Source organism: Streptomyces sp. MAI_2237 (genome assembly GCF_054189285.1).
Window position 1 is genome coordinate 435,503 of the sequence record NZ_JAJPGQ010000005.1, and the last position, 24,390, is coordinate 459,892.

The 24,390-nt window shown below is 69.9% G+C and carries 23 protein-coding genes, 1 pseudogene and 1 riboswitch; of the genes and pseudogenes, 6 read left to right on the top strand and 18 right to left on the bottom strand.

Annotated elements, in window-relative coordinates; translation table 11 throughout:
• Window positions 1–207: 207 nt before the first annotated feature.
• From ssuE to LN251_RS30305, 15 genes and pseudogenes are all read right to left on the bottom strand, one after another.
• Window positions 208–765, bottom strand: coding sequence for an NADPH-dependent FMN reductase (gene ssuE / locus LN251_RS30235; protein ID WP_458247345.1), 558 nt, complete (start codon window positions 763–765; stop codon window positions 208–210).
• A 53-nt stretch (window positions 766–818) separates the two neighbouring features.
• Complete coding sequence (locus LN251_RS30240) at window positions 819–1,970, bottom strand: LLM class flavin-dependent oxidoreductase (RefSeq protein WP_458247346.1); 1,152 nt, start codon at window positions 1,968–1,970, stop codon at window positions 819–821.
• Between the two features lie 69 nt (window positions 1,971–2,039).
• Window positions 2,040–3,413 carry an NtaA/DmoA family FMN-dependent monooxygenase gene (locus LN251_RS30245; protein ID WP_458247347.1) on the bottom strand — a complete coding sequence of 458 codons (1,374 nt, stop codon included), beginning with the start codon at window positions 3,411–3,413 and terminating at the stop codon, window positions 2,040–2,042.
• Window positions 3,414–3,435: 22 nt separating this feature from the next.
• On the bottom strand, window positions 3,436–4,644 hold the full coding sequence (locus LN251_RS30250; protein WP_458247348.1) for an LLM class flavin-dependent oxidoreductase: 1,209 nt from the start codon (window positions 4,642–4,644) through the stop codon (window positions 3,436–3,438).
• Window positions 4,645–4,688: 44 nt separating this feature from the next.
• Complete coding sequence (locus LN251_RS30255; protein WP_458247349.1) at window positions 4,689–5,414, bottom strand: GNAT family N-acetyltransferase; 726 nt, start codon at window positions 5,412–5,414, stop codon at window positions 4,689–4,691.
• 90 nt (window positions 5,415–5,504) lie between these two features.
• Window positions 5,505–6,533: an ABC transporter substrate-binding protein gene (locus tag LN251_RS30260; RefSeq protein ID WP_458247350.1), complete on the bottom strand. Its 1,029-nt coding sequence runs from the start codon at window positions 6,531–6,533 to the stop codon at window positions 5,505–5,507.
• Between the two features lie 72 nt (window positions 6,534–6,605).
• Complete coding sequence (locus LN251_RS30265) at window positions 6,606–7,403, bottom strand: amino acid ABC transporter ATP-binding protein (protein ID WP_458247351.1); 798 nt, start codon at window positions 7,401–7,403, stop codon at window positions 6,606–6,608.
• Window positions 7,400–8,372, bottom strand: a pseudogene (locus LN251_RS30270) (amino acid ABC transporter permease). The gene LN251_RS30265 and the pseudogene LN251_RS30270 overlap by 4 nt, the downstream one beginning before the upstream one ends.
• Window positions 8,373–8,696: 324 nt before the next feature.
• Window positions 8,697–8,805, bottom strand: a riboswitch (SAM riboswitch).
• Between the two features lie 65 nt (window positions 8,806–8,870).
• A complete protein-coding gene (locus LN251_RS30275; RefSeq protein ID WP_458247352.1) occupies window positions 8,871–9,734 on the bottom strand; it encodes a glutathione S-transferase C-terminal domain-containing protein in 864 nt (287 codons plus the stop codon).
• A 223-nt stretch (window positions 9,735–9,957) separates the two neighbouring features.
• Window positions 9,958–10,068, bottom strand: coding sequence for a putative leader peptide (locus LN251_RS30280; RefSeq protein WP_362993508.1), 111 nt, complete (start codon window positions 10,066–10,068; stop codon window positions 9,958–9,960).
• A 143-nt stretch (window positions 10,069–10,211) separates the two neighbouring features.
• Window positions 10,212–11,540: an LLM class flavin-dependent oxidoreductase gene (locus tag LN251_RS30285; protein ID WP_458247353.1), complete on the bottom strand. Its 1,329-nt coding sequence runs from the start codon at window positions 11,538–11,540 to the stop codon at window positions 10,212–10,214.
• On the bottom strand, window positions 11,537–12,595 hold the full coding sequence (locus LN251_RS30290; RefSeq protein ID WP_458247354.1) for an aliphatic sulfonate ABC transporter substrate-binding protein: 1,059 nt from the start codon (window positions 12,593–12,595) through the stop codon (window positions 11,537–11,539). The genes LN251_RS30285 and LN251_RS30290 overlap by 4 nt, the downstream gene beginning before the upstream one ends.
• A gap of 42 nt (window positions 12,596–12,637) precedes the next feature.
• On the bottom strand, window positions 12,638–13,369 hold the full coding sequence (locus LN251_RS30295) for an ABC transporter ATP-binding protein (protein WP_458247355.1): 732 nt from the start codon (window positions 13,367–13,369) through the stop codon (window positions 12,638–12,640).
• Window positions 13,366–14,259 carry an ABC transporter permease gene (locus LN251_RS30300; protein WP_458247356.1) on the bottom strand — a complete coding sequence of 298 codons (894 nt, stop codon included), beginning with the start codon at window positions 14,257–14,259 and terminating at the stop codon, window positions 13,366–13,368. The genes LN251_RS30295 and LN251_RS30300 overlap by 4 nt, the downstream gene beginning before the upstream one ends.
• Window positions 14,256–15,152, bottom strand: a complete 897-nt coding sequence (locus LN251_RS30305) for a TauD/TfdA dioxygenase family protein (protein WP_458247357.1) — start codon at window positions 15,150–15,152, stop codon at window positions 14,256–14,258. The genes LN251_RS30300 and LN251_RS30305 overlap by 4 nt, the downstream gene beginning before the upstream one ends.
• 975 nt (window positions 15,153–16,127) lie before the next feature.
• On the opposite strand from LN251_RS30305, the gene LN251_RS30310 reads away from it, so the two are divergent.
• Together LN251_RS30310 and LN251_RS30315 are read left to right on the top strand one after the other, a co-directional pair.
• A complete protein-coding gene (locus tag LN251_RS30310; protein WP_458247358.1) occupies window positions 16,128–16,952 on the top strand; it encodes a DUF1684 domain-containing protein in 825 nt (274 codons plus the stop codon).
• A 108-nt stretch (window positions 16,953–17,060) separates the two neighbouring features.
• Entirely contained in the window at window positions 17,061–17,579 is a 519-nt protein-coding gene (locus tag LN251_RS30315) for an adenylate kinase (protein ID WP_458247359.1), read from the top strand.
• 187 nt (window positions 17,580–17,766) lie between these two features.
• On the opposite strand, the gene LN251_RS30320 is transcribed toward LN251_RS30315, so the two are convergent.
• From LN251_RS30320 to LN251_RS30330, 3 genes are all read right to left on the bottom strand, one after another.
• Entirely contained in the window at window positions 17,767–19,134 is a 1,368-nt protein-coding gene (locus LN251_RS30320) for a protein kinase domain-containing protein (RefSeq protein ID WP_458247360.1), read from the bottom strand.
• Window positions 19,135–19,618: 484 nt separating this feature from the next.
• A complete protein-coding gene (locus LN251_RS30325; RefSeq protein WP_142148474.1) occupies window positions 19,619–19,774 on the bottom strand; it encodes a DUF6131 family protein in 156 nt (51 codons plus the stop codon).
• Window positions 19,775–20,272: 498 nt separating this feature from the next.
• A complete protein-coding gene (locus LN251_RS30330) occupies window positions 20,273–20,497 on the bottom strand; it encodes a hypothetical protein (protein WP_249838873.1) in 225 nt (74 codons plus the stop codon).
• 675 nt (window positions 20,498–21,172) lie between these two features.
• On the opposite strand from LN251_RS30330, the gene LN251_RS30335 reads away from it, so the two are divergent.
• From LN251_RS30335 to LN251_RS30350, 4 genes are all read left to right on the top strand, one after another.
• The gene (locus tag LN251_RS30335) at window positions 21,173–22,783 is read left to right on the top strand and encodes a hypothetical protein (protein WP_458247361.1); all 1,611 of its coding nucleotides are present in this window, start codon (window positions 21,173–21,175) and stop codon (window positions 22,781–22,783) included.
• 90 nt (window positions 22,784–22,873) lie between these two features.
• Window positions 22,874–23,368: a hypothetical protein gene (locus LN251_RS30340; protein ID WP_458247362.1), complete on the top strand. Its 495-nt coding sequence runs from the start codon at window positions 22,874–22,876 to the stop codon at window positions 23,366–23,368.
• 102 nt (window positions 23,369–23,470) lie between these two features.
• The gene (locus LN251_RS30345; RefSeq protein WP_458247363.1) at window positions 23,471–23,851 is read left to right on the top strand and encodes an antibiotic biosynthesis monooxygenase family protein; all 381 of its coding nucleotides are present in this window, start codon (window positions 23,471–23,473) and stop codon (window positions 23,849–23,851) included.
• 32 nt (window positions 23,852–23,883) lie between these two features.
• Window positions 23,884–24,378 (top strand): NUDIX domain-containing protein, encoded by a 495-nt coding sequence (locus LN251_RS30350; protein WP_458247364.1) that lies wholly within the window; start codon window positions 23,884–23,886, stop codon window positions 24,376–24,378.
• Window positions 24,379–24,390 lie beyond the last annotated feature (12 nt).

Genomic DNA, 24,390 nt, shown 5'->3' on the forward strand with positions numbered 1-24,390 from the left:
CTACCCCTGCCATTTTCCTAGTAATTCGATAGGAATACTAGGGATAGAGAAGTGATCTGGCTGATTCACGCTCCCCTCAGGCCCGTTCACGCGGACGGCACCTACGCGGCGGGGGCGCTCTGCGTGTCGAAAGGATGCCGCCACAGGCCCTGCGCCGCGACCCTCGGCAGCACGCCCTCGCCGAACCCCCTATGGCCGTTGCGCTTGTCATCCGGTGGCCGCCAGCAGCGTCGTACGACCGCCCAGCGCGGCCGAGAACTGGTCGGTGACCTGGAGCAGCGCCTCGGCCGAGCCCGGCGCGACGGTCAGCGTGCCGTCGTCGCGCACGGTGATGTCCTTGTCGAGGGTGAACCAGCCGGGGGTGATGTGGGCGGGGCCCATGGAGGCCAGGACCGGCCGCAGGGCGTAGTCGATGGCCAGGACGTGGGCGGTGCTGCCGCCGGTGGCCAGCGGCAGGACGGTCTTGCCCACCAGCGCGTACTGCGGCAGGAGATCCAGCAGCGCCTTCAGCAGCCCGGAGGAGGCGGCCTTGTAGACGGGGGTGCCGATCACGACGCCCTCCGCCTGCTCGAACAGGGCTGCGGCCCGGGCTATCGCGGGATGGCCGAAATCGGCGTGCAGCAGGGCCTCCGGCGGGAGCGTGCGCACGTCCAGGGGGATCACCTCGTGCCCTTGGGCGGTGAGCCGCTGGTCGAGGTGGCGGAGCAGCCTTCCGGTGCGGGAGGTCGGGGAGGGGCTTCCGGAGACGGACAGGATGGTGGCCATGGCAGGACCTTTCGGTTGGTCGGGGTGAACTTCCTCGCGGACGGGCGTACGTATCAGCTCGGCGGCTGGGGCGAGTGACCCCTTCGGCGCCATTCCTCCGCGAGTAGTTCGTACGAGCGGACCCGGTCCTTGTGGTCGTGGGTGATCGTCGTGATGAGCAACTCGTCCGCGCCCGTGGCCTCCTGGAGCTGTTCCAGCTGGTCGGCGACCTGGCCCGGCGAGCCGACGAACTGGGTGTCGAGGCGGTCCTGGACGAGGGCCTGGTCCGCGTCGGTCCAGGTGCGGGCGCGCGCTTCCTGCGGCGTGGGGAACTGGATGGCGCCCCCGGCGGTGCGGATGCTGCGGACCCACGGGCCGTAGCCGGTGGCGAGTTCGCGGGCGGTGGCGTCGTCGTCGGCCACGACGACGTCGGCCGAGACGCTGACGTAGGGCTTGTCGAGGACCTCGGAGGACTGGAAGTAGGCCCGGTAGCCCTCCACCGCTTCCAGGACCGTGGCGGGGCTGACGTGGTAGTTCGCCGCGAACCGCAGGCCGTTGCGGCCCGCGACGGACGCGCTCTGGCCGCCGCTGCTGCCCAGGATCCACACCTCGAGATCGGCGCCCTCTCCGGGCACGACGTGCGCTTCGACGCCCTCCGGGGAGCGGTAGGTGCCGGCGAGCAGCGCAAGGATGTCGTCGATCTGCTCGGTGTAGTCCTGTGATTCCGCGCCCGGCAGGAGGAGGAGCCTGCGTTGCAGGGCGATGCGCGGGGAGCCGAGCAACTGCGCGAAGGAGAAGGGGGGCGGGATCAGCAGGCCGTTCGGGGCGCGGCCGTCGACGACCGGGGTCGTCGTGGGCGGCGGTGCGTCCGACTGTCCCGGCGGACGGCCCCCGGAGCGGCCCAGGCCCAGGTCGAAGCGGCCCGGATGCAGCGCGTCGAGCAGCCCGAACTCCTCCACGGTGGACAGCGCGGTGCGGTGTCCGAGCTGCACGGCCCCGGAGCCGAGCCTGATGGTCGAGGTGGCGGAAGCGGTCAGGGCCAGGACGACGGCGGGTGAGGTGCCGGCCACTCCCGGGTTGAGGTGGTGCTCGGCGAACCAGTAGCGGGCGTATCCCAGACGCTCGGCCTGCTGCGCGAGGTCGATCGAGTTGCGCAGGGCATCCGCTGCCGTCGAGCCGGACGGAATCGGGACCAGATCGAGGACGCCGAGGGCGATGTCAGGCATAGATGGACTCCTTGGTGAGGGGCGTCGCCGGAAGCACCAGTGGCCACGCGCACGGCGTGTCCTGGAACTTCACGAGGCGACCCGGTCGTCGACGGCCTCGGGGTGGGCGAGCCCCAGATGGTGGCGGAGGGTGGGGCCCTCGTAGTCGGTGCGGAAGACGCCCTGTTCCTGCAGGAGCGGGACGACCTTGTCGGCGAAGTCGTCGAGGCCGGTGGGGGTGATGTGCGGCACGAGGATGAAGCCGTCGCTCGCGTCCGCCTGGACATGGTCGTTGATGGTCCTGGCGATGGTCGCCGGGGAGCCGACGAAGGTCTGCCGGTTGCCGGTGTGGATGACCAGGTCGCGGATGGACCAGTTGTTGGCGGCGGCCAGCTCGCGCCACTCACGGGCGGTGGCCAGCGGGTCGCGGTACATGCGCACCTGGGCACGGCCCTTGGACATGTGGTGGTCGCCGACGTCCGGGTCGACGTCGGGCAGCGGCCCTTCCGGGTCGTACGAGGACAGGTCCCGGTTCCAGACGAACTCCAGGTGCTTGATGGCGGTGGCACCGCTGACCTGCTGGCGGCGCACCTGCCTGGCGAGGTCCTCGGCCTCGGCGTCGGTGTCGGCGAGGGCGAACGAGGCGGCAGGCAGGATCAGCAACTGGTCATGGCGGCGGCCGTACTTGGCGAGCCGGTTCTTGACGTCCGCGTAGAAGGCCCGACCGCCCTCCAGGGTGGCGTGCCGGCTGAAGATGGCGTCGGCGCTGGAGGCGGCGAACTCGCGTCCCTCCTCGGAGTCGCCGGCCTGGAAGATCACCGGACGGCCCTGCGGAGAGCGCGGGACGTTGAACTGGCCGTGAATGTCGAAGTGTTGTCCGGTGTGGGCGAAGGAGCCGGCCTTCGCGTCCCGCAGGAAGACGCCGGTTCCCTGGTCGGCGACGATCTCGTCGCCGTGCCAGGAGTCGAAGAGCTCGTTGGCGGTGGCCAGGAACTCCTTGGCGCGGGAGTAGCGCTCCTGCTGCGCCAGGAAGCCGCCGCGGCGGAAGTTCTCGCCGGTGAAGGCGTCCCAGGAGGTGACGACGTTCCAGGCGGCCCGGCCCCCGGACAGGTGGTCGAGGCTGGCGAACTGGCGGGCCACCTCGTAGGGCTCGTTGAACGTCGAGTTGATGGTGCCGGTCAGGCCGAGGTGCTCGGTGACGGCGGCGAGCGCGGCGAGGACTGTAAAAGTGTCGGGGCGGCCGACGACGTCCAGGTCGTAGATCTTTCCGCCCTGTTCGCGCAGTCGCAGCCCTTCGGCGAGGAAGAGGAAGTCGAAACGGGCGCGTTCGGCGGTTCGGGCGAGGTGGGCGAAGGAGGTGAACTCGATGTGGCTGCCGGCCTTCGGGTCGCTCCACACGGTGGTGTTGTTGACGCCGGGGAAGTGGGCGGCCAGGTGGATCTGCTTCAACGGCTTGCTGCTCATGTCGGTGCGGGGTCCTTCCGGCTCAGGCGGCGGTGTAGCGGTTGGCGGGGCGGGCGAGGCCCAGCAGGCCGCGCAGGGTGTCGGCTTCGTAAGCGGTGCGGAAGACACCCCGGCGCTGGAGTTCCGGGACCAGACCGCGGGTGATGGCCGGCAGGTCGTGTCCAGCGACTGCGGGCCGGAGTCGGAAGCCGCTCAACCCCTCCCCCGCCAACTCCTGCAAGAAATCAGCAAGTTGTACGGGGGTGCCGGCGAAGATCCGGGCGTCACTGGTGTACGGCTCCCCGGCGAGGGCGTCGAGCCGTGCGCGCCGGTTCTCGGCGGCGGCCTGTTCGTCGTCCAGGAAGACCACCAGGTCACCGAAGACGTGCAGGGGTTCTCCGGCCCGTCCGGCGGCCTCCTGCTCGGTCCGGATCTCGGCGACGATCGCCCGGGCGTGCGCGGCGTCCTGCGGGGTGACGTAGCCGACGTCGGCCTGGCGGGCCACCAGCCGGTAGGGGACGGTTTGATGGGCGAGGGCGGTGACCAGGGGCTGGCCCTGGGGCGGGCGCGGGGTGATGGAGGGGCCCTTGACGCTGAAGTGCTCGCCTTGGAAGTCGATGTAGTGCAGCTTGTCGCGGTCGATGAAGCGTCCGGTGGCGGCGTCCCGGATCTCCGCGTCGTCCTCCCAGCTGTCCCAGAGCCGGCGCATGACCTCGACGTGGTCCGCGGCCTCGTTGAAGAGGTCGGTGAAGCGTTCCTGCCCGACCGGGCTCCGCAGTTCGCTCAGGTCGATCGGCGGAAAGGTGCGACGGCCGAAGTGGTCGGCCTCGTGCGGCCGCGCGGAGATCTGCACGCGCAGGCCCGCGCGGCCGGTGCTGACGTAGTCGAGGGTGGCGATCGCCTTGGAGATGTGGAACGGCTCGGTGTGGGTGGCGATCACGGTCGGCACCAGGCCGATGTGCCGGGTCAGGGGTGCGATCCGGGCGGCGGTCAGTACGGCGTCCAGCCGGCCGCGGATCTGGTCGGTGCGGCCGTCCAACTCACCGTAGTGCGAGGACTGCAGGCCGAGGCCGTCCTCGAAGGTGACGAAGTCGAGCAGTCCGCGCTCGGCCTCGGCGACGAGGCCCGCCCAGTGTCCGGCGGTGAACAGGTCACGGGGGCGGGCGACTTGCTCACGCCATGAGGCGGGGTGCCAGCCTGTCCCGTCGAGGGCGACGGCAAGGTGCAGAGGAGTGCGTGGAGTTGCGGACACCGGGGTGCCTTCCTGGAGGTGGAGTGAGAGGGGCGACGGCGTGGTCATGCCGTTCTTTCCAGGGCCGTGGCGCCGGTGTGCCGGACGAGCGAGAAGACCGTGCGGCTGCGCAGGGTGAAGCCGATCGACTCGTACAGCCGGATCGCGTGCGCGTTGGCGGCCGCGGCGTGCAGGAAGGGCTGTTCGCCCCGCTCCTTGATGCCTGCGGCGACGGCACGGACCAGCCGGGTGGCCAGCCCCCGCCCCCGGTGGTCGGGGTCGGTGCACACGGCGCTGATCTCCGTCCAACCGGGCGGGTGCAGCCGCTCGCCGGCCAGGGCGATCAGCCGGCCGCGGTGGCGGATGCCGAGGTAGGTGCCCATCTCGACGGTGCGGCGCCGGTAGGGGCCGGGTTCGGTGCGGGCGATCAGATCGAGGATCTGGGGTACGTCGTCGGGGCCGAGGCGTACGGCCTCGGGGTCGGGCTCGGCCCGCAGGGAGGTGTCCACGAGTTGGACGCCGTGTCCGAGGCTGACGACCTCCCAGCCGTCCGGCGCCTCTGTGACGCCTCGTACCGCGGCGGTGCCGCCGGGGCCGACGAGGTGGCCCAGGTCGGCCCAGGCGCGCGGGTCGTCCTCGTCGGAGAGGGCGTGGAAGGGGGCCACGTCCTGGCGGTAGCGGGCGGCGTGGCCGATGCGTTCGGCGAAGTGGGCGTGGGGTCCGGTGAGGGCGGCCCAGGCGGGGTTGTCCAGGACGTGCGAGGACGTGGCTTCGGCGGTGGTGACGGACATGGCGTGGCGGTCTCCGGGTGCGGCTCGGGGTGTCCGGCGTGCCGGGGACGCCACCGCGAGATGGGTGGTGGAGTCCCCGGGACGCGGTGGTCAGGAGTTGTCGAGCGGGAGTCCGGGCGGGTTGACCTCGGACTTGGCGACGGCCTCGTTGGAGAGGTTGTAGGCCTTGAGCCACTCGGCGTACTGACCGTTCTTGATCAGGTAATTGATGGCGTCGGCGAGGGGCTTGGCCAGGCCGCTGTCCTTCTTGGCGGTGGCCGCGATCAGCCCCTGGAGGTTCGCTCCGGCGCCGGAGTAAGTACCAGCTGTACGGGTGGCGTTGGGCGTGTTGGCGGTCTGCCGGTTGTGGTAGGCGATGCCGGGGTTGGGGCCGAGGTACGCGTCGATCTTGCCGCCGGACAGGGCCAGGTAGACGCTGTTGCTGTCCTGGAAGTACTTGACGGTGAGCTTCTTGCCCTCCTTGGCCAGCTTGGTCTTCCACTCCAGCAGGATCTTCTCCTGGTTGGTCCCGGCGCTCACGGAGACCGTCTTGCCGGCGAGGTTCTCGTAGTCGCCGCCGAAGTTCCAGGTGCTCTTCTTGGGCACGGTGAAGGCGAGGTTGTCCTGGCGGTAGGAGGCGAACTCGTACTTCTTCTTGCGTTCCTCGGTGTCGGTGACGTTGGAGAAGGCCACGTCGACCTTGCCGCTGTCGATGCCGACGAAGAGGTTTTCCCAGGTGGAGTTCTTCACCTCGGGCTTGAGTCCGAGGACGGCGGCGACCAGGCGGCCGAAGTCGGGCTCCGCGCCGGTGAGGGTCTTCTGGTCGCTGCCCACGTAGGCCAGCGGCGGGAAGCCGGCCGGCAGGGCGCCGATGCCGATCTCCAGCTTGCCGCTCTTTCTGAGGGCGGCGGGCAGTTCGGCGCTGATGGACTTGACCTCGGAGACCTTGATTGCGGTCTGCTGGGCGGCGCCGTTGGAGACCTGGCCGATGACTACCTCGCCGGATGTGGCGGCCGTGTCGGTGGTGGTGGCCGCGTCGCTGTCGCCACCGCAGGCGGCGAGCCCGGTGGCCAGGGAGGCGACGGCGGTCGCCGTGGTGATGCCGCGTATCAGGCTGCGTCGGGTGAAGTGGGTGCGCATGGCCGTTCCTTGTCGCTCAGGGGCGGTGATGAGAGTGGTGGCGTGGGGGGGGGAGGTCGTGGGGGCGGCGGGTCACAGGACCTTGCTGAGGAAGTCCCTGGTCCGCTCGTGCCGTGGTGTGTCGAGGACCTCGGAGGGCGGCCCCTGCTCGATGATCTTGCCGCCGTCGATGAAGACGACCCGGTCGGCGATCTCGCGGGCGAAGCCGATCTCGTGGGTGACGATGACGAGGGTGGTGCCGCTGGAGGCCAGGTCCCGGATGACGGCGAGGACTTCGCCGACCAGTTCGGGGTCCAGGGCGGAGGTGGGCTCGTCGAAGAGGATGACTCCGGGGCGCAGCGCCAGGGCGCGGGCGATGGCGACGCGCTGCTGCTGGCCGCCGGAGAGCTGGCGCGGGTAGGCGCCGGTCTTGTCGGCGAGGCCGACCCGGACGAGGAGTTCGCGGGCCAGTTCCTGGGCTTGGGGCCTGCCGAGCCGGCCGGTGGCGACCGGGGCCGCGGCCACGTTGTCCAGGACCGTCAGGTGCGGGAAGAGGTTGAAGTTCTGGAAGACGAACCCGATGCGTCCGCGCTGGGTGAGGATGGCGCGCTCGCTCAGCTCCTTCAGCCGGTCGCCGTGCCGCTTCACGCCGATCGGCTCGCCGTTGATGCTGACGTGGCCGATCTCGGGCTTCTCCAGGTGGTTGACGAGCCGCAGCAGGGTGGACTTGCCGGAGCCGGAGGGGCCGAGGATCACGGTGACCTCGCCGGGACGGATCGTCAGGTCGACGCCGTCCAGGACCCGGTGGCTGCCGTACCACTTGTGCACGTCGTGGACCTCGACGGTGGCGGCTTCGACGTCCGCCGGGGCGTCGGCGGTCTTGGCGGTCATACGGCGGCCTCCCGGCGGATTCGGGCCCGCAGGTCGGTGAGACCGGTGCGGAGCTTCTGCAGTGGCGTCGGCGGCAGGCTGCGGGTGGCGCCGCGGGCGTAGTACCGCTCGACGTAGAACTGGATGACGGAGACGACGCTGGTCAGGATCAGGTACCAGACGGTGACGACCAGCAGCAGCGGCACGATGTCGCCGGGGTAGGTGGAGCCCATGGTCTGCGCGGAGCCGAACAGGTCCAGCAGCGAGACGTAGAAGACCAGCGAAGTGCCCTTGATCAGGCCGATCAACTGGTTGACGTAGTTGGGGATGATGGAGCGCAGCGCCTGCGGAAAGACGATTCTGCGGAACTGGTAGCCCTTGGGCAGGCCGAGGGCCGCGGCCGCCTCGTGCTGGCCCTGGTCGACGGAGAGGATGCCGCCGCGCACCACCTCGGCCGCGTAGGCGGCCTCGTTGAGACTGAGGCCGACGACGGCGACGACCATGTCGGTGGCGAGTTTCGACTCGTCGAAGGAGAAGAAGGCCGGCCCGAAGGGGATGCCGACGCTCAACGTCTTGTACAGCGCACTGAAGTTGTAGAGGAAGATCAGGACCACGATGAGCGGGATGGAGCGGAACGCCCAGACGTAGGTCCAGCTGACGGCGCGCAGCACCGGGCTCTTCGACAGCCGCGCCAGAGCGAGCAGGACACCGCCGGCAAGGCCCAACAGGGCGCTGTAAGCGGCGACTTCGAGGGTGATGAGGAGGCCGTCGAAGATGGTCGGCCGCAGGAACCAGTAGTTCCAGCGGTCCCACTGGTAGAAGGGGTTGGTCACCAGTCCGTGGACGAACTGGGCGACCAGGACCAGGACGACCGCGGTGGCGATCCAGCGCCCCGGGCGCCTCAGTGGCTGGACCCGCTGGGCGGTGAGGGCCTTGGGCGGTTCGGTGGTGGCGGGCGCCTCGGGCAGTGGCGCCTGGGGGTTCGCTCATGGTGGGCTCCGGAGTCGTGGGCACACCCCGGAGGCGCGGCGGCATGCGGGGTCGCACACGGCTGCGTGAGGCCGGGGGTGGGGAGGGCAACGGCACACCGCGCGGGCGGTGTTCGTCAGGGGGTGCGGGAGCTGCGGGGAGGTGTCAGCCCCGACAGCGGGCACGGCCCGGTGCGGTACACAGTGCGCTGCTGACGCGGAGCAGATCGACGGCGCGGTTGGCGACAAGCATGTTCGCGTACGTCCGTACGCAGCCCTGGGAACGGCGTGCGGCCGTTCTGGGAGCTGCGTACATGGCGTCACCGTCACTGTTCCGGCCCTGGGGGCCTCGCGCTTGCCGATGGGTCATCGGCCGGGTCGTCACCTGGGGCACCCCACCGCGGTGCGAGGGTTGCCGGTCAGCAAGCCAGGGCTTGTCGCTGACACTCATGACCGTTCTGGGCCGTAGTTAAGACAATGGCCCGAACGTATGTCAACGCCGGTCCACCAGGTGGAACGGCTAACGGGCGGAGTGTGCCGCCCAGTCGAGGATCTGGACGGCCGATCCTGCTGCCTCCAGCCCGCGACACTGGGAGTGGTGACGGCGGTCGATGCCGTCGAGGTCGAGGTGAGCGCCGAAGGCCGGGTGGGCGGTCAGACAGCGGGCGTAGGACCACAGCACCGGGTGGCCGGCGATGCGCTGGATCGCGGCGGCGTCGAGGTGGTGCCGGTGCACGGTGTCGAGCCGGACCAGAGCGACCCACAACTCGACGTCGGCGAGCGTGACTTCGCCGCGGATCAGGTAGGCGCGGTCGACCAGCCAGCGGTCGAGGGCTCCGAGGGTCTGCAGCAGCGTGGCCAGTGCCCTGTCACGTTCCGTCGCTTCCCCGCCCACGGCCCCGGCCCGCTGCGCCGCCCCCTCGATCCCCTCCACGCACAACCGCTCCACGGCCTCGATCTCCGACTCCGCGCCGCACGGGTAGAGCGAGGAGCCGCCGGTGTCGAAGCGGTGGGCGAGGTCGCGCATGATGTCCCGGTCGTGGGTGCTGACGATCCGCCCGGACCAGCCGTCACTGAGCACCGGCGCCGCGGCCGGCCCGCGGTAGCGGTGCGCGCTCGCCTCGTACAGCGGGAGCAGGGCCGAGTGACCGCCCTCGGGACAGTCAGGGACGGCGGGGAGGAAGGTCACCGGACAGACGGTGTCCAGGCCGAGCAGGGTGTGGGTGACGGCGATGCGCAGGCCGTCGGGACACGCAGTCGACAGATGGAGCCGGTAGCGGCCTGGCACGGCGTAGTGGCCGCTGCGCGCGTCCCTGCCGATGCGACCGCGGAAGGCGGGCGCGGGCCGGACGGAAACATGGGCGGCCGGCGATGTGACGGTCATGACTCTCCCCGAGAGCGGGCGCGGAAGTAACGCGCGGCGGATGCGACATCGGGCTGGGCCCTGTGGCCGGATCCTCCTCGGCCCGGAGGGCGGGCCCGGCACTCGGTGCCGGGCCCGCCGGGGGCTACGGGGGTGCGACGACGGAACCCCGGAGCGGGGCTCACCTGGGCACGCCGAACGGCACGACGTTGCGTGGGAGGCGGCGGCGTGGCAGGTGCGCAGGTCAGCCCATGGGGCCGAGTGCGCTGCAGACGCGGAGCAGGTCGATGTGACGCCGGGAGGTCAGCAGAGGCGAACGGCTCACTCGGACGGTGACCCCATCAAGCCGCCTCATGTTTCCCTACCTGTTCACTAGGATTCCTTACCGAGTGTCGATCCACGGGCCGCGGACGTCAAGAGGGCCGTCCCGCATCGCGGACATCCCGATGGACGGCGACATACTCGCCAGGACACCCGGCCGGCCAGGTTGCCCGCGGCTCAGCCATGGAACTGGTTCGCGGGGACGGGAAGGCCGTAGTGCTCGCGGAGTGTCGTGCCCTCGTACTCCTCGCGGAACAGACCCTTGCTCCGCAGGATCGGCAGGACGTGCTCGATGAAGGCCGCCAGGCCGGACGGCAGCGCCGGGGCCATGATGTTGAAGCCGTCCGCCGCGCCGCCCTCGAACCAGCCGATGATCGTGTCCGCGACCTGCTCGGGCGTCCCTACGAACTCGAAGTGCCCGCGGCCGCCGCCGAGCCGCGAGATGATCTCGCGGACCGTCAGCCGCTCGCGCACCGCCAGGTCGATGATCAGATCGGACCGGCTCTGCGAACCCTCCAGTTTCGGCCTCGCCAGGATGAACTCCGGCAACGGACGGTCGAGTTCGAAGACCGACGGATCGGTCTCGAAGACCGCCGCCAACTGGCGCAGCCCGTACTCCGGGATACGCAGCTCGTCGAACCGCCGAGCGAGCGCGCGGGCTTCCTCCTCGGTCGATCCGATGTAGGGGACGATGCCGGGAAGGACGATCACACCCTCCGGTTCACGCCCGGCGGCACTGGTGCGTGCCTTGATGTCGGCGTAGAAGGCGGCGGCGCGCTCGTACGTGGTGTGGGCGGTGAAGATGGCCTCGGCGTGCTGGGCGGCGAAGTCCTTGCCGTCCTCCGAGGAGCCCGCCTGGACGAGCAACGGGTAGCCCTGCGGCGGGCGTTCGACGTTGAGCGGTCCGGCCACCCTGAAGTACGTGCCGTCATGACCGACCCGATGCAGCCGGGCGGGGTCGGCGTAGCGTCCCGCTACCTTGTCCGCGAGGACGGCCTCGGACTCCCAGCTGTCCCACAGCGCCTTGGCGAGCTTCAGGAACTCGTCGGCGCGGGCGTAGCGTTCGGCGTGGCCGGGGCGGTTGTCGAGGCCGAAGTTGGCGGCCTCGTCGGCTCCCGCCGAGGTGACGATGTTCCAGCCGGCCCGGCCGCCGCTGACGTGGTCGACGGACGCGAGCCGGCGGGCGAGGTTGTACGGCTCGTTGTACGTCGACGACACGGTCGCGATGAGCCCGATCCTGCTGGTGGCCTGCGACAGTGCGGTGAGTAGCGTCAGCGGCTCCAGTTGGCCCGGCGGCCTGAACTCGCCGGTGCCGATGAGGGCCGGACCGTCGGCAAGGAACAGCGAGTCGAACTTGGCGCTCTCGGCGAGCTGTGCCAGTTCGATCCAGTGCCGCAGGTCGAAGTCGGCGCGGGGGTTGCTGTACGGAAGGCGCCACGCCGCCTCGTGGTGGCCCCCCTCCATGAGGAAGGCATTCAGGTGCAGCCGCCGCTGTCCCGCGCTCATGAGGTGCCCCTCAGCTTCGAGCTGTCGTAACCGGCAGGGAGGAGGTTGTCGACGATCGACGGGACGTCGACCTTCTTGGTGATCTGCCCCGCCTCCAGGAAGGCGTCGGCGAGCTTCTGCTCCAGTTCGATGTCCGGCTGCTCCACCGGGGTGACCCGATTCGAGTAAGCGGCCACGGATGCCTTGGCGTCGGCCAGCGGGATGCCCTGCTCCTTCGAGAGCGCCTGCGCGTACTTGTCGGGGTTCCTGACGGCCCAGGCGAACTCTCGCGACAGCCTCCTCAGTACGTCTGTCAGAGCCGCCCGCTTGGTCTTGTCGTTCAGCGACTTGTCGCTCGCGACGTAGTAACTGCTCGTCTGGTCGATGGGCGGGAGGCCCTTCACCAGGATCCGCGCGCCGTTCTTCACCGCGATGGCCGACTGCGGGTTCCAGATCGACCAGGCGTCCACCTTCCCGGTGTTGAACGCCGTGGCACCAGCCGCCGGATCGAGGAAGACCAGCTTCACGTCCTTCGGGGTGAGACCGACGCTCTTCAGGGCGTTGAGGGCCAGACCGTGGGCCGAACTGCCCTGCGGGACGGCGATCTTCTTGCCCTTGAGGTCGGCGGCCGTCTTCAGCTGCGAGCCCTTCGGCACGATGATGTTCTCGTTCGACTGGGTGGGTGTGAGCGAGCGGTTGACTGCCACGACCTTGAAGCCGTACTCCTTTGCGGCGCCGGTGATCGGCGGTACGTCGCCGACGCTGCCGAGGTCGATGTCGCCGGATGCGGCGGCCTGCACGAGCGGCGGACCGTAGGTGAAGCGGGCGAACTTCACCTTGTAGGGCGCGTTGGCGAACACGCCGGTGACCGCTGCCAGTTCCTGGCTGCCGTCACCGCCGTTGTCGCCGATGGTGAAGGTGTACTTGCTCCACTCGGGGTGCTTGGCGTCACTCGCATTGACGGCGTTGCTCAGCGGCGCGGAGGTGTCCGACGACGATCCTGCGCAGGCGACGAGGCTGCTCGCCAGAGCGAGCGAGCCGACGGCGCCGATGAGTCTCGTGGGTCTTGTTCGCATGGGTTGTCGTGCTTTCTGTGCTGGGTGAAGGTGTTCGGACAGTCAGTGCCGGCCGGCCAGGCCGAGGTCTTCCAGGAGCCGGGCGCGCAGTTCTTCGCGTGCGACGCTCGCCTCACGGTCGGCGGCGGTGAGGTGCACCTCGTGCGAGGTGCCGATGCGGCCGTTGTTCATGACGACGATGCGGTCCGCCAGGGCTATCGCCTCGTCGACGTCGTGGGTGACGAGCAGCATGGCCGCCTGATGCCTGGTCCGCAGCGCGCGTACGAGGTCGTGCATGCGCAGCCGGGTGATGGCGTCGAGAGCCGCGAACGGCTCGTCGAGCAGCACGAGTTCGGGCTCGGAAACCAACGCCCGTGCCAGCGAGACCCGTTGGGCCTCACCGCCGGAGAGCTCCTTGGGCCAGGCCTTCTCGCGGCCCGCGAGACCGACCTCGGCGAGCACGTCACGGGCTCGCTGTCCGGCGTCTGGCCCCTGCAGGCCGAGCGTGACGTTGCGCAGCACCCGCTGCCAGGGCAGCAGTCGGTCGGCCTGGAAGACGATCGCCCGCCGGGCGGGGACCTCCACGCGCCCGCCATCGGGGCGGTCCAGTCCCGCGAGCAGCCGCAGCAGGGTGCTCTTGCCGCAGCCCGAAGGGCCGAGCAGGATCACCAGCTCCTCGTCGGCGATGGTGAGGTCGAGGTGGTCGAGGACCACCCGGTCACCGAACCGGCGGACCACCTGTTCGACGACGACCCCGGTCTGCCGACAGGGCTCCGTCGCAATCGTGCTGCTCATGACGCCTCATAACTGGGTCGCCACCGCAGCAGCACCCGCTCGAGAGCCCGGACGAACTGGTCGGCGAGCAGACCGAGGAGCGAGTAGATCACCAGCCCCACGAAGACCTGGTTGGTCTGGAGATACGTCTGCCCCTGAGTGATGAGGAAGCCAAGTCCCTTGTCGGCGTTGACCGTTTCGGCGGCGACCAGACCCAGGACGCTGTACGCGAGGGAGAACCGGAGGCCCACCAGGAACCCCGGCAGGGCGCCGGGCACCAGCACCCGCGTCACCAGGCGCCAGGTGCCCGCACCCGTAGTCCGCGCCATCTCGATCAGCCGCTGGTCGACGCCCCGGATCGCGGCGAACAGGTTGAGATACATCGGGACACCGGCGCCGAAGGAGATCAGCAGCACCTTCGTGAGCTCGTCGATGCCGAACCACACGATCATCAACGGCAGCACCGCGAGGAGGGGGATCGTGTTGAGCACCTGCACAAGCCCGTTGAACAGGAACTCGCCACTGCGCAGCAGGCCGCCGAGCACACCGGTGACGATGCCCGCCGTCAGGCCGATGGCGAGACCGATACCGGCCCGCTGCAGCGAGATGGCCAAGTCCGGTCCAAGGACGCCCTGTTGCCAGAGTTCGAAAGCGGACTTCACGATCGAGGTCGGCGCCGGTGCGTAGGTCTTCGACACCGCTCCGGCCCGGGCGAGTACCTCCCAGGCGAGGAGGATCAGCACCGGCGTCGTGTAGATACCCAGCGGCCAGCGCAGGCGCTCGCGGAGTGCGCTGAGCGGCGTCCGGCGGCGGGCGCCGTGCGGCAGGAACACCTCCCGGGGCCGCGCGCTCGTCGCCCCGGCGTCCGGACGCTCGAGGGCGGCGGGGGCCTCGAGGCTGAGCTCGGTCATGCCGCCACCGCCGACACACTGCTGTAGTGCGAGGAATTTCCGACGAGTTGCTCGCTGCGCCGGCCGTCGACACCGGTGGGCACCTCGCCCGCGACGGTCACCCTGTTGAGGCGACGCGGATGGTCGTCGTAGTTGTCGACCCCGTAGTGCTGCGTGATCCGGTTGTCGAAGATCAGCAGCTGGTTCGGGGACCACCTCCAGCGCAGGAGGTTCTCCGGGCGGGTCACGTACGACTGGAGAACGCGCAGCAGGTCGGCGGACTCGCTGCTCGACAGGCCGAGGATCCTCTTGGCGAACCCGCCGACGAACAGACCGCGTTCGCCCGTCAGCGGGTGCACCCGCACGACCGGGTGCTCCGCCTCGTACGGCGTCGAGACGAAGAGGCGGTCGTACTCCTGCTGTTCGGCGGTCGCCGCCGCGGGGCGCGCGTAGTCGTACTGGTTGCTGTGCACGACCCGCAGCGAGTCCGCGAGGGAGCGCAGCGCTTCGGGGAGGTCGCGGTAGGCCGCGGCGGCGTTGGCGATGAGCGTCTCGCCACCGTACGGCGGGACCACCACGGAGCGCAGCGTGGTGAGTTGGGGCGGGTTGACCACGAAGGTGACGTCCGTGTGCCATGTGTTGGCCTTGGACGTCTCACTGTCGACGGCGAGCACGTTCGTCGTGCCGTCCGCCGCCGGCACGTTGGGATGCGCGGTCGTCAACTCGCCGAACCACCCGGCCACACGCTCCTGGTCGGCGTTGTCGAGGCGCACGTCGTCGAACACGATCGCCTTGTGCTCGTTGAGGGCGTCCCGGAGCGCGGTGATGGTCGAGAAGTCCGGCGCCGCCGCCAGGTCGACGCCTTCGACGACTGCGCCGATACGGCCGGTGAGCTGATGGATGGACAAAGGCATGAGGGGTCCCTCTCGGACGGATGGGCACAGCAAGGTGTGCCGGACGACTGAATGAAGGCGCTGACGGTGCGCAGGGCCGATCGACCGGCACGCCGAATGCCGAGGCGGCCGGGCCGGTGAGAAGAGGTACGTGGTCGCGGAACCGCTACGGCCGCGCTGTCAGCGATCGGGGCGGCGTACGCGGAAGGACTCCCTGCTGCTGCGAGGCGCAGAGCTCACGGGAGAGGGGCACGGCGAATCACCTGGGGAAGCATCGCGGCGCGGGCGGATTCACACCGCTTCAGTCCGCCGAGCACGCACCTTCGCCGCTGCCGACGACCACTGGCCGGCGAGTCAGCGACAACAAAACGCGCTGGAGACGTGCGCCAGATCGATGTGGCGCCGCCGAGTCAGGTCCACGCGCGGGTTCATGGGACGGGAGTTCAGCAGAAGTTCCCCACGTCGGTCAATGCCTTCCCGGACAGGTCTTGCCATGCGGACAGGCAGCGCCGCACCGCGTCCGGCGAGATGTCCCGCCGCCGGGTCCAACCTTGACACCCGCAGGGGAGAACGACATACGTTGAAAAGGAATTCGCTGACCACCGGAGGCTTTGATGCACGCACGAGGCGCGGCACCCAACGGTGCATGCTCTGGTGCGCACCTCGTTGCCCGGCGGCATGTCGACTTCTACCGTACGTCCTCCGCCGTCTGTCCTTCCACACACATCTGACAGCTGCCGGCTGTCCCGTCGGCCGTCTTGTCGTAGCCCTGTGTCGTCGTGCCCCTGCCTCAGCAACCCCTGCCCTCAGCAACTCCTGTCTCGGCGACCCCTGTCTCGACGACTCCTGCCTCGGCGATTCCTGTCTTGATGTGCGACGAGAAGGCCGCCGTCGCAAGGCAGCTGCTGCGCGAACTGGACCGCGGAAGAGGCCCGTTGAGCTGGCGACGCCACGAATTCCGCACCAACACACCCCCGACCCGAAAGGAGTCTGTTCATGACCACCGAGGCCACCACGACAGAGCTCCATGTCTTCACCGAGACATGGCTGGAGTGGTACCGCGCCCAGGACGCCCGGCTCGCCGCACCGCACGGGTTCCTGGCGGTCACCGGCCTGCACTGGCTCGACGACCGGCCGCAGCGCTTCCCGGAGGCGCCCGGCGACTGGCACACCGGTCCCGACGGCGTCGTCGTGGCCCTCGGCGAGGGCGAGGAACTGGTCGTCGGCGGCAACCCGGTGCGCGGTGAGCACCGTTTCGGTGTGCTCCCCGAGCGCGGCGGCGTCGACGCCCTCTGGGGAGACGCCGTGATCGAGGTCGCCCGGCGCGGCGGACAGGACATCGTGCGCCCCCGGCACCCGGACGCACCGCTGCGCACGGCCTTCACCGGAACGCCCGCCTACGCCCCCGACCTCCGCTGGTCGGTGACGGGCCGATACCTCCCGTTCGACACGCCTCGGCCGACCACCGTGGGCGCCGCGGTGGAGGGTCTTGAGCACGTCTACGACGCTCCGGGCCGGGTCGATTTCGAGCTGAACGGGCAACAGCTGTCGCTGACCGCGTTCCCAGGCCCGGGAGCGGGCCGGCTGATGGTGCTGTTCACCGACGCGACCTCCGGTGTCACCACCTACGCGGCCAACCGGTCCCTGATCCTGGAAGCACCCGCCGCCGACGGCACGGTCGTCGTGGACTTCAACCGGGCCGCGAACCTGCCGTGCGCGTACACGGACTTCGCCACCTGCCCGCTGCCTCCGGCCGAGAACCGGCTACCGGTGGCGATCGAGGCCGGGCACAAGATCCCTCGCGAGCGCGGTGGTTCCTGAGCCGGGGCCGGCCCTTGACCGACCATCGCGGGGAGACAATGGCCGCGAACGCGTACGCGTCGTCGCCGCTGATGTGTGAGCAGGGGCAGCTCAGGACTGGGGACCTCAATGGAACGGATCTTGGTGGTCGGCGTCACCGGCGCAGGCAAGTCCACACTCGCCCGCGTCTTGAGTACTCGTCTGGGCCTGCCGCACCACGAGATGGACGCCCTGTACTTCAACGGCCCCGGCTGGTCCGTCAACGACGAGCTGATCGAGGACGTCTCACGGCTGACCTCCGAGCCGCGCTGGATCATCGACTCCATCGGTTATCCGGAAGTCCGTGACCTGCTGTGGAACCGAGCCGACACGGTGATCTGGCTGGACTACCCCAAGCGCGTCATCATGCCTCGCGTCCTGCGCCGGTCCCTGCGGCGCACCCTCACGCGCGAGGCCCTCTTCGGCGGCAACCGGGAGACATGGAGGGACTGGCTGAGCCGGGAACACCCGGCCTGGTGGGCATGGTCCCAACACGGGCCTCGCCACCGTGAAGTAGCGCTCCGGGTGAACGACGCCCGCTTCGCCCCTCTCCGTACCATCCGTTTCGCGCATCCCGACGAGACCGCGGCCTGGCTGACCTCCCTGTGACCCTCCTGGCCGGGCGGTCCCTCCCCATGTCCCTCGGGTGGCCCACCGCTGGTCGCGACCGGCTGCGGTGGAGACCATCACCTCAGGGGGACGACTGAGGGGGACGACCCTCCAGCGGCCAGGAACGCCATGGTGTGCGGGTCACCGTCACCGGGCCGCCACTGCCGTACGGCCGGTACCCGCTCCTTCACCCGCGTCCGCGCTGTCCTGCACCGCCTTTGCGCGCATGCCCAGGCGGGTCCACGGGACCCTTCGTCTTGACTGCCACGTTCCCCCCGGGCGCCTCGTCTGCTGTACCGCCACCGGACTTCGGGGCAGCGGGACCCTTCAGGTGCCGTGTCGGCTGATCGTCGGAGGCTGAGGCAACACTGCTGCCCGGAACCGTTGCGCGGAGGGGATGGGCAGCGGCCGAGGGGGTGGAACGTGGGGTCTTCGACGCGGCGGGGCTGCCATCGTCGTCGGCCGAGGTCTTCGGGGACGTGGAGGAAGCGGTGTGATCACTGGTGGACCGAGCCGCTTCGCCGTTGGCGCTGTGCTGCGAGAAGCCGTCGACGGCGATGAGCCCGGCGGTGATCACGCCGACCAGTGCGGCCGCTGATCCGTACATCGCCACACGGCTGCGGGCGAAGGCGGGCCGGGAGGCCGCCCGGGGAAGCCCAGCTGCTGCGGCTGCGGCACCGATCGGCTGTGCGGGCAGGGGGTTGTGGTGCGTGTGGTCACTGTCGCCGGCCCCGCTGTGCGCGGTCGACCGGGACACGGCGCTGCTCAGGGTCGCGGCCTTCGGCCGAACAGGTTCCGCAGTGGCCGTGACGTCGGCGAGGTGAGCCAGTACGCGGGCGCAGTCGCGCGCCGTGGGACGCTCCTGTTCGTCCAGAGCCGTCATACGGTTCAGCAAGTCGCCGAACGCCTCGGGCAGGAAGTCGGGGAGGGCCGGCCGGCGGTGCAGCCGGGCGATGGCCGCCTCCAGGGGGCCGCCTTCGTATTCGAGCCGGCCGGTCAGGCACTCGAGGAGGACGAGTCCGAGAGCGTAGACGTCGGCGGGCGGGCCGACGGGCCTGCCCAGTACCTGCTCGGGGGACAGATAGGCGGCCGTTCCGATGAGGGTGCCGGTGGCGGTGTGGGTGGTGGCGTCCAGCAGACTGGAGATGCCGAAGTCCGTCAGATGAGGCCTGTCGGATAGGTCCAGGAGGATGTTCGACGGTTTGACGTCCCGGTGGACGATGCCCTTTGCGTGGGCGTGGTCCAGGGCGTCCGCGAGCCCGGCACCGAGCCTGGCGGCGGCTGCGGGCGGCAGAGGGCCTTCGGCGATGCGGGTCTTGAGGGTGGGGCCGTCGATGAGTTGCATGACGAGGTAGGCGTCGCCGTCGTGCCGTCCGGCGTCGTAGGCGGTCACCAGTCCCGGATGCTGCAGCCGGGCCAGGATGACTGCCTCGCTGCGGAAGTCGTCCTCGGTGTCGAAGCCGGTACCGGACCGGAAGATCTTCACCGCCACGGGCCGCCGCAGGCTCAGGTCGAAACCGCGGTGCACGTCCGCAGCGCCACCCCAACCGATCATCTCGTCCAGTCGGTAACGGCCCGCCAGTATTCGAGCGTTGCACCGCGTGGACCGTCCGTCCTGCCCCTCACGCAACCTCAACTCGCCCTCCCCCTGCTTCACAGATCGGCATCGGCAGGCACCCGTCGTCGGCCGGCCACCGAACGCAGGTACCCACCCAGCCACCTCTTGCACGGCAGCGGACGCATCTTCTGGCGAAGGCTCATGAGTTCGTCGGGGAAAGGCGCCCAGTTCAGGGGCTCGGAACAGCGTCGGGCCGCCGGCCCCTGGCTCTGAGACCAAGGGGCCGGCGGCCGCGAAGGAGGCTGGTGCGAGTGTCCGATCGGAGAGTTCTGACTCGTGACCGGCGCCGGGGAGCCGCAGGGTCGAGCGCGGCCGCCTGCGCTGTGGCAGCGCGGCCGCGCCCTCGATCCTTCACCTTGGTCACCGTCACCACCAGGCCGGGCTTCGAGTCAGGTATGGCTCCGCTCGAGGAGCGTCGCGGTCACCAATAGTGGCGTCGGCCGGCGACGGCGTGCCCCATGGATCCGAGGAGCCAGAAGACGGCGCCGACCACGGCCAGGATGATGCCGATGGTCCACAAGATCGATATGCCGGTGAGGAAACCGACGATGAGAAGAATGATGCCGAGCGCGATCATGACGTACCTCCTGGCGTGACCGGACGTTACCTCCCGAGTGCCCCGAAGCGGCGCTATCACGCCACCTCACGGGACGCAAGCAAGGTTCCCGTGGTCCTCGGAGCAGGCGGCCCCCGGACTTCCGCCGCCGGTCCGCACCCCTCCGCGGACATGGTCACCGGCGCTGGTACGGGGTCCACGCCGTCATCGCGGTTCTCTCGCTCCCGCTTCTGGGCTGGACGGTGATCCGTACCGATGACTGGCGGCCTTCATGGGGTTTCCCCGCCGGTGCTGCCATCGCCTTGGGGATCACCCTGTCCGCGGGTGCCACCCGAGGATTCCTGCTTCTGGCGGCGATCGAGGGGGGTCCTGGCCGTGGGGGTGCCAGTGACGCCGTGGAGAGTCGGGCGCACCAAGGCAGGGGTCGCGAAGGCGGGCAAGAGCCCCCTGAGTTGAGCGCCCGGTCCCCTCTATGCACAAGGACCACGTCCCCTCAGTGCCCGCCTCCGCTCATCCCCCTCAGGCGGGCTGCACCGCGAACAGCTCCAGGTGCCCGCACACCGGACAGCGGTAGGCATCGATCTGCCAGTGCGGCCGGCCCGCTCTCCTGGCTCCGCCGAGCGGGCCTCGCTCCAGGGCCCCGGCGATCCAGCTCGTGTACCCGCGAGCGCCCTGCCCCCCGTCTTCCACGAAGCCCGGTTCCAGCCCCACCGCACCGCATTGGGTGCACCGTATGTTGTTCACCGCCGGAGTATAGGCGGCGGCACCCGCCATCAAGGGGCAGGGAATCCGAAAAGAAACCATGCAAAGCAATAGACAGCCGCTTACCCGTTCTTGGTGAAGTATTGCCCCCCGCTTTCTCCGCCTTCTTCGCCCGGTGTGCATGACACCCGCCCCCTTGGTCAACGATCAGTCATGAAACACACCCTGTGCGTCACCTCGTCAACTGGTGGGCAGGGGGCCTGACTTGTGGTCCGACCAGCCAAAACCGACCTCGCTCGACGCGGGAGCGGCCGGGCACGGGAGGGCGTCGTCCGCGCCCCTGTGTAAAAGCTGTCCGCTTCCATTGACCTGCGCCTGTCAAATCTGATGTGATCTGCCGCGTCTGACAACGCATCACCTTTCCAGCGTCAAAAAAGGTGCAGCGCGACCCTTCTCACTGCCCTTTTCCTTCGTTCAGGTCAGGACTGGATTCCCCGCAGATAGCAATGCCGCGCGTCAATTGCCCACTGCCGGCACACCGCCGCCCGTGCAGTGAGCAGCCGCCGCTCGGCTCCCTTGTCCTGCTCCGCGACGAAGCCGGCGTCGATGTCGACGTCCGGAGGCGGCTGTCGGGTGGTGCGCCCCGTCGGCGTCCCATGCAACCCACCTCCCCGCATCGACGGCGGAGGTCCGTGCGAAGAAAGGTCCCCATCACCCATGGGTACTCCCCACATAGGCGGCGCAGCCCGAGCAACCCTCGCCGGTCTCGCGTCGTTGTCCCTGGCCACCGGTCTGGCACTCGCCATCACCCCGCAGGCGACAGCCGCCCCCCAGGCCACGGTGCACGCGGCGAGATCCAACCCCTACAGCCCCGCGTACAAGCACCCCTACCGGCACGGCGCCCTTCCCACCATCCAGCGCAACGCCAAGATGAAGTCGTGGGCAGCCAGCCACCCGGCCACGGCTGCGGCGACCGGCCCGCAGACCCTGTCCTACGGCGGCGGTATCGACGGCATCGGCGTCCAGAGCGGTCACTCCAAGGTCTACCTGGTCTTCTACGGCTCGCAGTGGGGGACGCAGAGCACCAACGGCAGCGGTGACGCCACGTTCTCCGGCGACCCGGACGGCGCCGCCCCCGTCGCCCAGGAGATGTTCAAGGACATCGGCACGGGCAGCGAGCGGTGGTCCGCGGACCTCACCCAGTGGTGCGACGGACCCAACGTGTCCTCGGGCGCGACCAGTTGCCCGTCCAACGCGAACTTCATCCCGTACCAGAGCGGCGGCGTGCTCTCCGGTGTCTGGTACGACAACTCGGCAGCCTCCCCGAGCGCCGCGACCGGCCACCAGCTGGGCACCGAGGCCGTCAAGGCGGCCGGGCACTTCGGCAACACCACGGCCGCGTCCAACCGTGACGCGTACTACGTCATCCTCTCGCCGCACAACACCAACCCGGACAACTACCAGGGCCAGTACTGCGCCTGGCACGACTACAACGGCGACAGCACGCTCTCCGGCGGCCCCGTGTCCTCCTCCTACGGTGACATCGCCTTCAGCAACCAGCCGTACAACATGGACTCCGGTTCCGGCTGCGGCGTCGGGTTCGTCAACTCGCCCGGCACGCTCGACGGTTGGACCATGACGCTCGGCCACGAGTGGCAGGAGATGATGTCCGACCAGAACCCGGCCGGCGGCTGGACCAACCACACCGGCAGCTCCTACGACGGCCAGGAGAACTCCGACGAGTGCGCCTGGATCTCGCCCGGCAGCACGGGCGGAGCGGCCAACGTGACCATGGGCACCGGCACCTTCGCCGAGCAGGCGAGCTGGTCCAACGACACCAACAACTGCGCCATCACCCACGCGATCGTCGGCGGCGGCAGCAGCGGTGGCGGCGGGACCCTCACCAACGGCACCTTCGAGACCGGCAGCCTGTCGAGCTGGACCACCAGTGGCAGCACCTCCGCCACCACCTCGGCGGCGCACAGCGGCAGTTACGGCGCGATGGTCGGCTCGACCGGCCCGACCAACACCTCCTCGCTCACCCAGTCCTTCACCGCCCCGTCCGGCACCAGCAAGGTCTCCTTCTGGTACAACGTCACCTGCCCGGACACGGTGACCTACGACTGGGCCACGGCCACCCTCCAGGACACCACGGCCGGCACGACCTCGACCCTGCTCGCCAAGACCTGCACCCAGGGCGCAGGCTGGAAGCAGGTCACCGGCAGCGTGACCGCGGGCCACAACTACACGCTCACCCTCACCAACAAGGACGACAACTACTCGGGTGACGCGACCTACACCTACTACGACGACGTGACCGTCTCCTGATCCCTCGCACCGCACGGTGGGGGCGGGCCGACGGCCCGCCCCCACTCCCGTCCCGGCCTCCGGCCCGGGCGGCACCCACCGGAGGACCCCTTGTCTCTTTCCCCGGTCCGCGTTCCCACGGCCCGGCACGCACTGCGCGCAGGGCTCGCCACCGTGGCCGCGACGGCCGCGCTCGGCGCGCTGGGCGGCTGCTCGGCCGGCTCGGCCGGAACCGCGTCCTCCGCACCGACCACTCCCCCGCCGTCCGCCTCCGCTTCCGCAGGCCACTCGGTCGTTCTCGACGAACGGGCACGGGGGACCACGGTCCGAGTGACCGCCGGCACGCATCTCGTGGTGCGTCTGCACAGCACCTACTGGTCCACCCCCGCCGGCTCGAATCCACAGGTTCTCGATGCCGTCGGCGGCGGCACGACGACCGCCGGCACCTGCCCGCCCGGCCGGGGCTGCGGCCTGTCCTCCGCGCAGTTCACCGCGCTACGGCCCGGCACGGTGCACGTCACCGCCCGACGCCGCTCCTGCGGCGAGGCCATGCGCTGCTCGCCGGGGCAGGAACGCTACGACGTCACCGTGACAGTCACCCGATAGCGAGGCCGGCCGGCGGGCACGCTCGCCAAGAGCCTGATCCCTTTCGTCTCCCGTTCGGCAAAGTCGCCGGACCGGTCAGCTCACCCTCCCTACAGTGGCGCCATGAGTGATCATCCCGAAGCGCCTGTCACGCCCGTCCGAGCCTTCGAACCGCCCTACTATGTTGCCGTCTTCACCGCCGTGCGCACGCAGGACCAGAGCGGCTACAGCGAGACCAACGCACGCATGGAGGACCTGGTGAAGGACGTCCCCGGCTACCTGGGGATGGACCACGCGCAGACTCCCGGCGGACTGGGGATCACCGTCGAATTCTTCCGCGACGCCGACGCCCTCACGCAGTGGCGGAGCGACGCCGAGCACCGCGCGGCGCAGAAGCGCGGACAGGCGGAGTGGTACCAGAGCTACACCCTGCATGTGGCGAAAGTCGAGCGCAGCCACGGCTTCACCCGCCCCGGAGCGCCGGCGGGCCCAGCTGCGCACTGACCGTCCGACGTCACGGCGGGCATCATGTCAAGGTGCCCGCTTTCGGCTCCCGACCGCTCGCCGTCGACGACCGGGGCAACGCCCTGGTCTCCTTCGACCGGGGAGCGGAGGACGAACCGCCCGCGGACGCGCCCCTGCCGCTCGCGCTGGTGGCCCTGTGGCAGGGCGACCGGGTCCTGCTGGCGCTCAACCGGTTCCGGCGAGCCTGGGAACTTCCGGACGGGAAGATCGACCCCGGCGAGACGCCGCGGGAAGCGGCCGCGCGCGAGTTGCTGGAGGAGACCGATCACGCGGCCGAAGGGCGGCTGTCGTTCGCCGGATTCGCGCGCTTCACCCTGGTACCCGATCAACGCGCCGAATACGGCGCCCTGTTCACCGGACAAGCCGCTGACGGCACCCGGCGCTTCACGCCCAACGCCGAGATCGTGGCCGTCCGCTGGTGGGACCTGCGGGAGCCCTTGCCCGGCCCGCTCCAGCCGCTCGACGCCTGCCTGGCGGAACTCAGCCGCGGAAGATCACCCTCCTGACCCGGACGGCCG

Bases quoted from the DNA above. Each gene is read 5' to 3' on its own strand.
- LN251_RS30275 (WP_458247352.1), bottom strand. From the start codon at position 9,734: ATGACCGTCACATCGCCGGCCGCCCATGTTTCCGTCCGGCCCGCGCCC.
- LN251_RS30290 (WP_458247354.1), bottom strand. From the start codon at position 12,595: ATGCGAACAAGACCCACGAGACTCATCGGCGCCGTCGGCTCGCTCGCT.
- LN251_RS30305 (WP_458247357.1), bottom strand. From the start codon at position 15,152: ATGCCTTTGTCCATCCATCAGCTCACCGGCCGTATCGGCGCAGTCGTC.
- LN251_RS30315 (WP_458247359.1), top strand. From the start codon at position 17,061: ATGGAACGGATCTTGGTGGTCGGCGTCACCGGCGCAGGCAAGTCCACA.
- LN251_RS30295 (WP_458247355.1), bottom strand. From the start codon at position 13,369: ATGAGCAGCACGATTGCGACGGAGCCCTGTCGGCAGACCGGGGTCGTC.
- LN251_RS30325 (WP_142148474.1), bottom strand. From the start codon at position 19,774: ATGATCGCGCTCGGCATCATTCTTCTCATCGTCGGTTTCCTCACCGGC.
- ssuE (WP_458247345.1), bottom strand. From the start codon at position 765: ATGGCCACCATCCTGTCCGTCTCCGGAAGCCCCTCCCCGACCTCCCGC.
- LN251_RS30320 (WP_458247360.1), bottom strand. From the start codon at position 19,134: ATGATCGGTTGGGGTGGCGCTGCGGACGTGCACCGCGGTTTCGACCTG.
- LN251_RS30300 (WP_458247356.1), bottom strand. From the start codon at position 14,259: ATGACCGAGCTCAGCCTCGAGGCCCCCGCCGCCCTCGAGCGTCCGGAC.
- LN251_RS30255 (WP_458247349.1), bottom strand. From the start codon at position 5,414: ATGTCCGTCACCACCGCCGAAGCCACGTCCTCGCACGTCCTGGACAAC.
- LN251_RS30265 (WP_458247351.1), bottom strand. From the start codon at position 7,403: ATGACCGCCAAGACCGCCGACGCCCCGGCGGACGTCGAAGCCGCCACC.
- LN251_RS30245 (WP_458247347.1), bottom strand. From the start codon at position 3,413: ATGAGCAGCAAGCCGTTGAAGCAGATCCACCTGGCCGCCCACTTCCCC.
- LN251_RS30240 (WP_458247346.1), bottom strand. From the start codon at position 1,970: ATGCCTGACATCGCCCTCGGCGTCCTCGATCTGGTCCCGATTCCGTCC.
- LN251_RS30345 (WP_458247363.1), top strand. From the start codon at position 23,471: ATGAGTGATCATCCCGAAGCGCCTGTCACGCCCGTCCGAGCCTTCGAA.
- LN251_RS30335 (WP_458247361.1), top strand. From the start codon at position 21,173: ATGGGTACTCCCCACATAGGCGGCGCAGCCCGAGCAACCCTCGCCGGT.
- LN251_RS30310 (WP_458247358.1), top strand. From the start codon at position 16,128: ATGACCACCGAGGCCACCACGACAGAGCTCCATGTCTTCACCGAGACA.
- LN251_RS30285 (WP_458247353.1), bottom strand. From the start codon at position 11,540: ATGAGCGCGGGACAGCGGCGGCTGCACCTGAATGCCTTCCTCATGGAG.
- LN251_RS30260 (WP_458247350.1), bottom strand. From the start codon at position 6,533: ATGCGCACCCACTTCACCCGACGCAGCCTGATACGCGGCATCACCACG.
- LN251_RS30280 (WP_362993508.1), bottom strand. From the start codon at position 10,068: ATGAGGCGGCTTGATGGGGTCACCGTCCGAGTGAGCCGTTCGCCTCTG.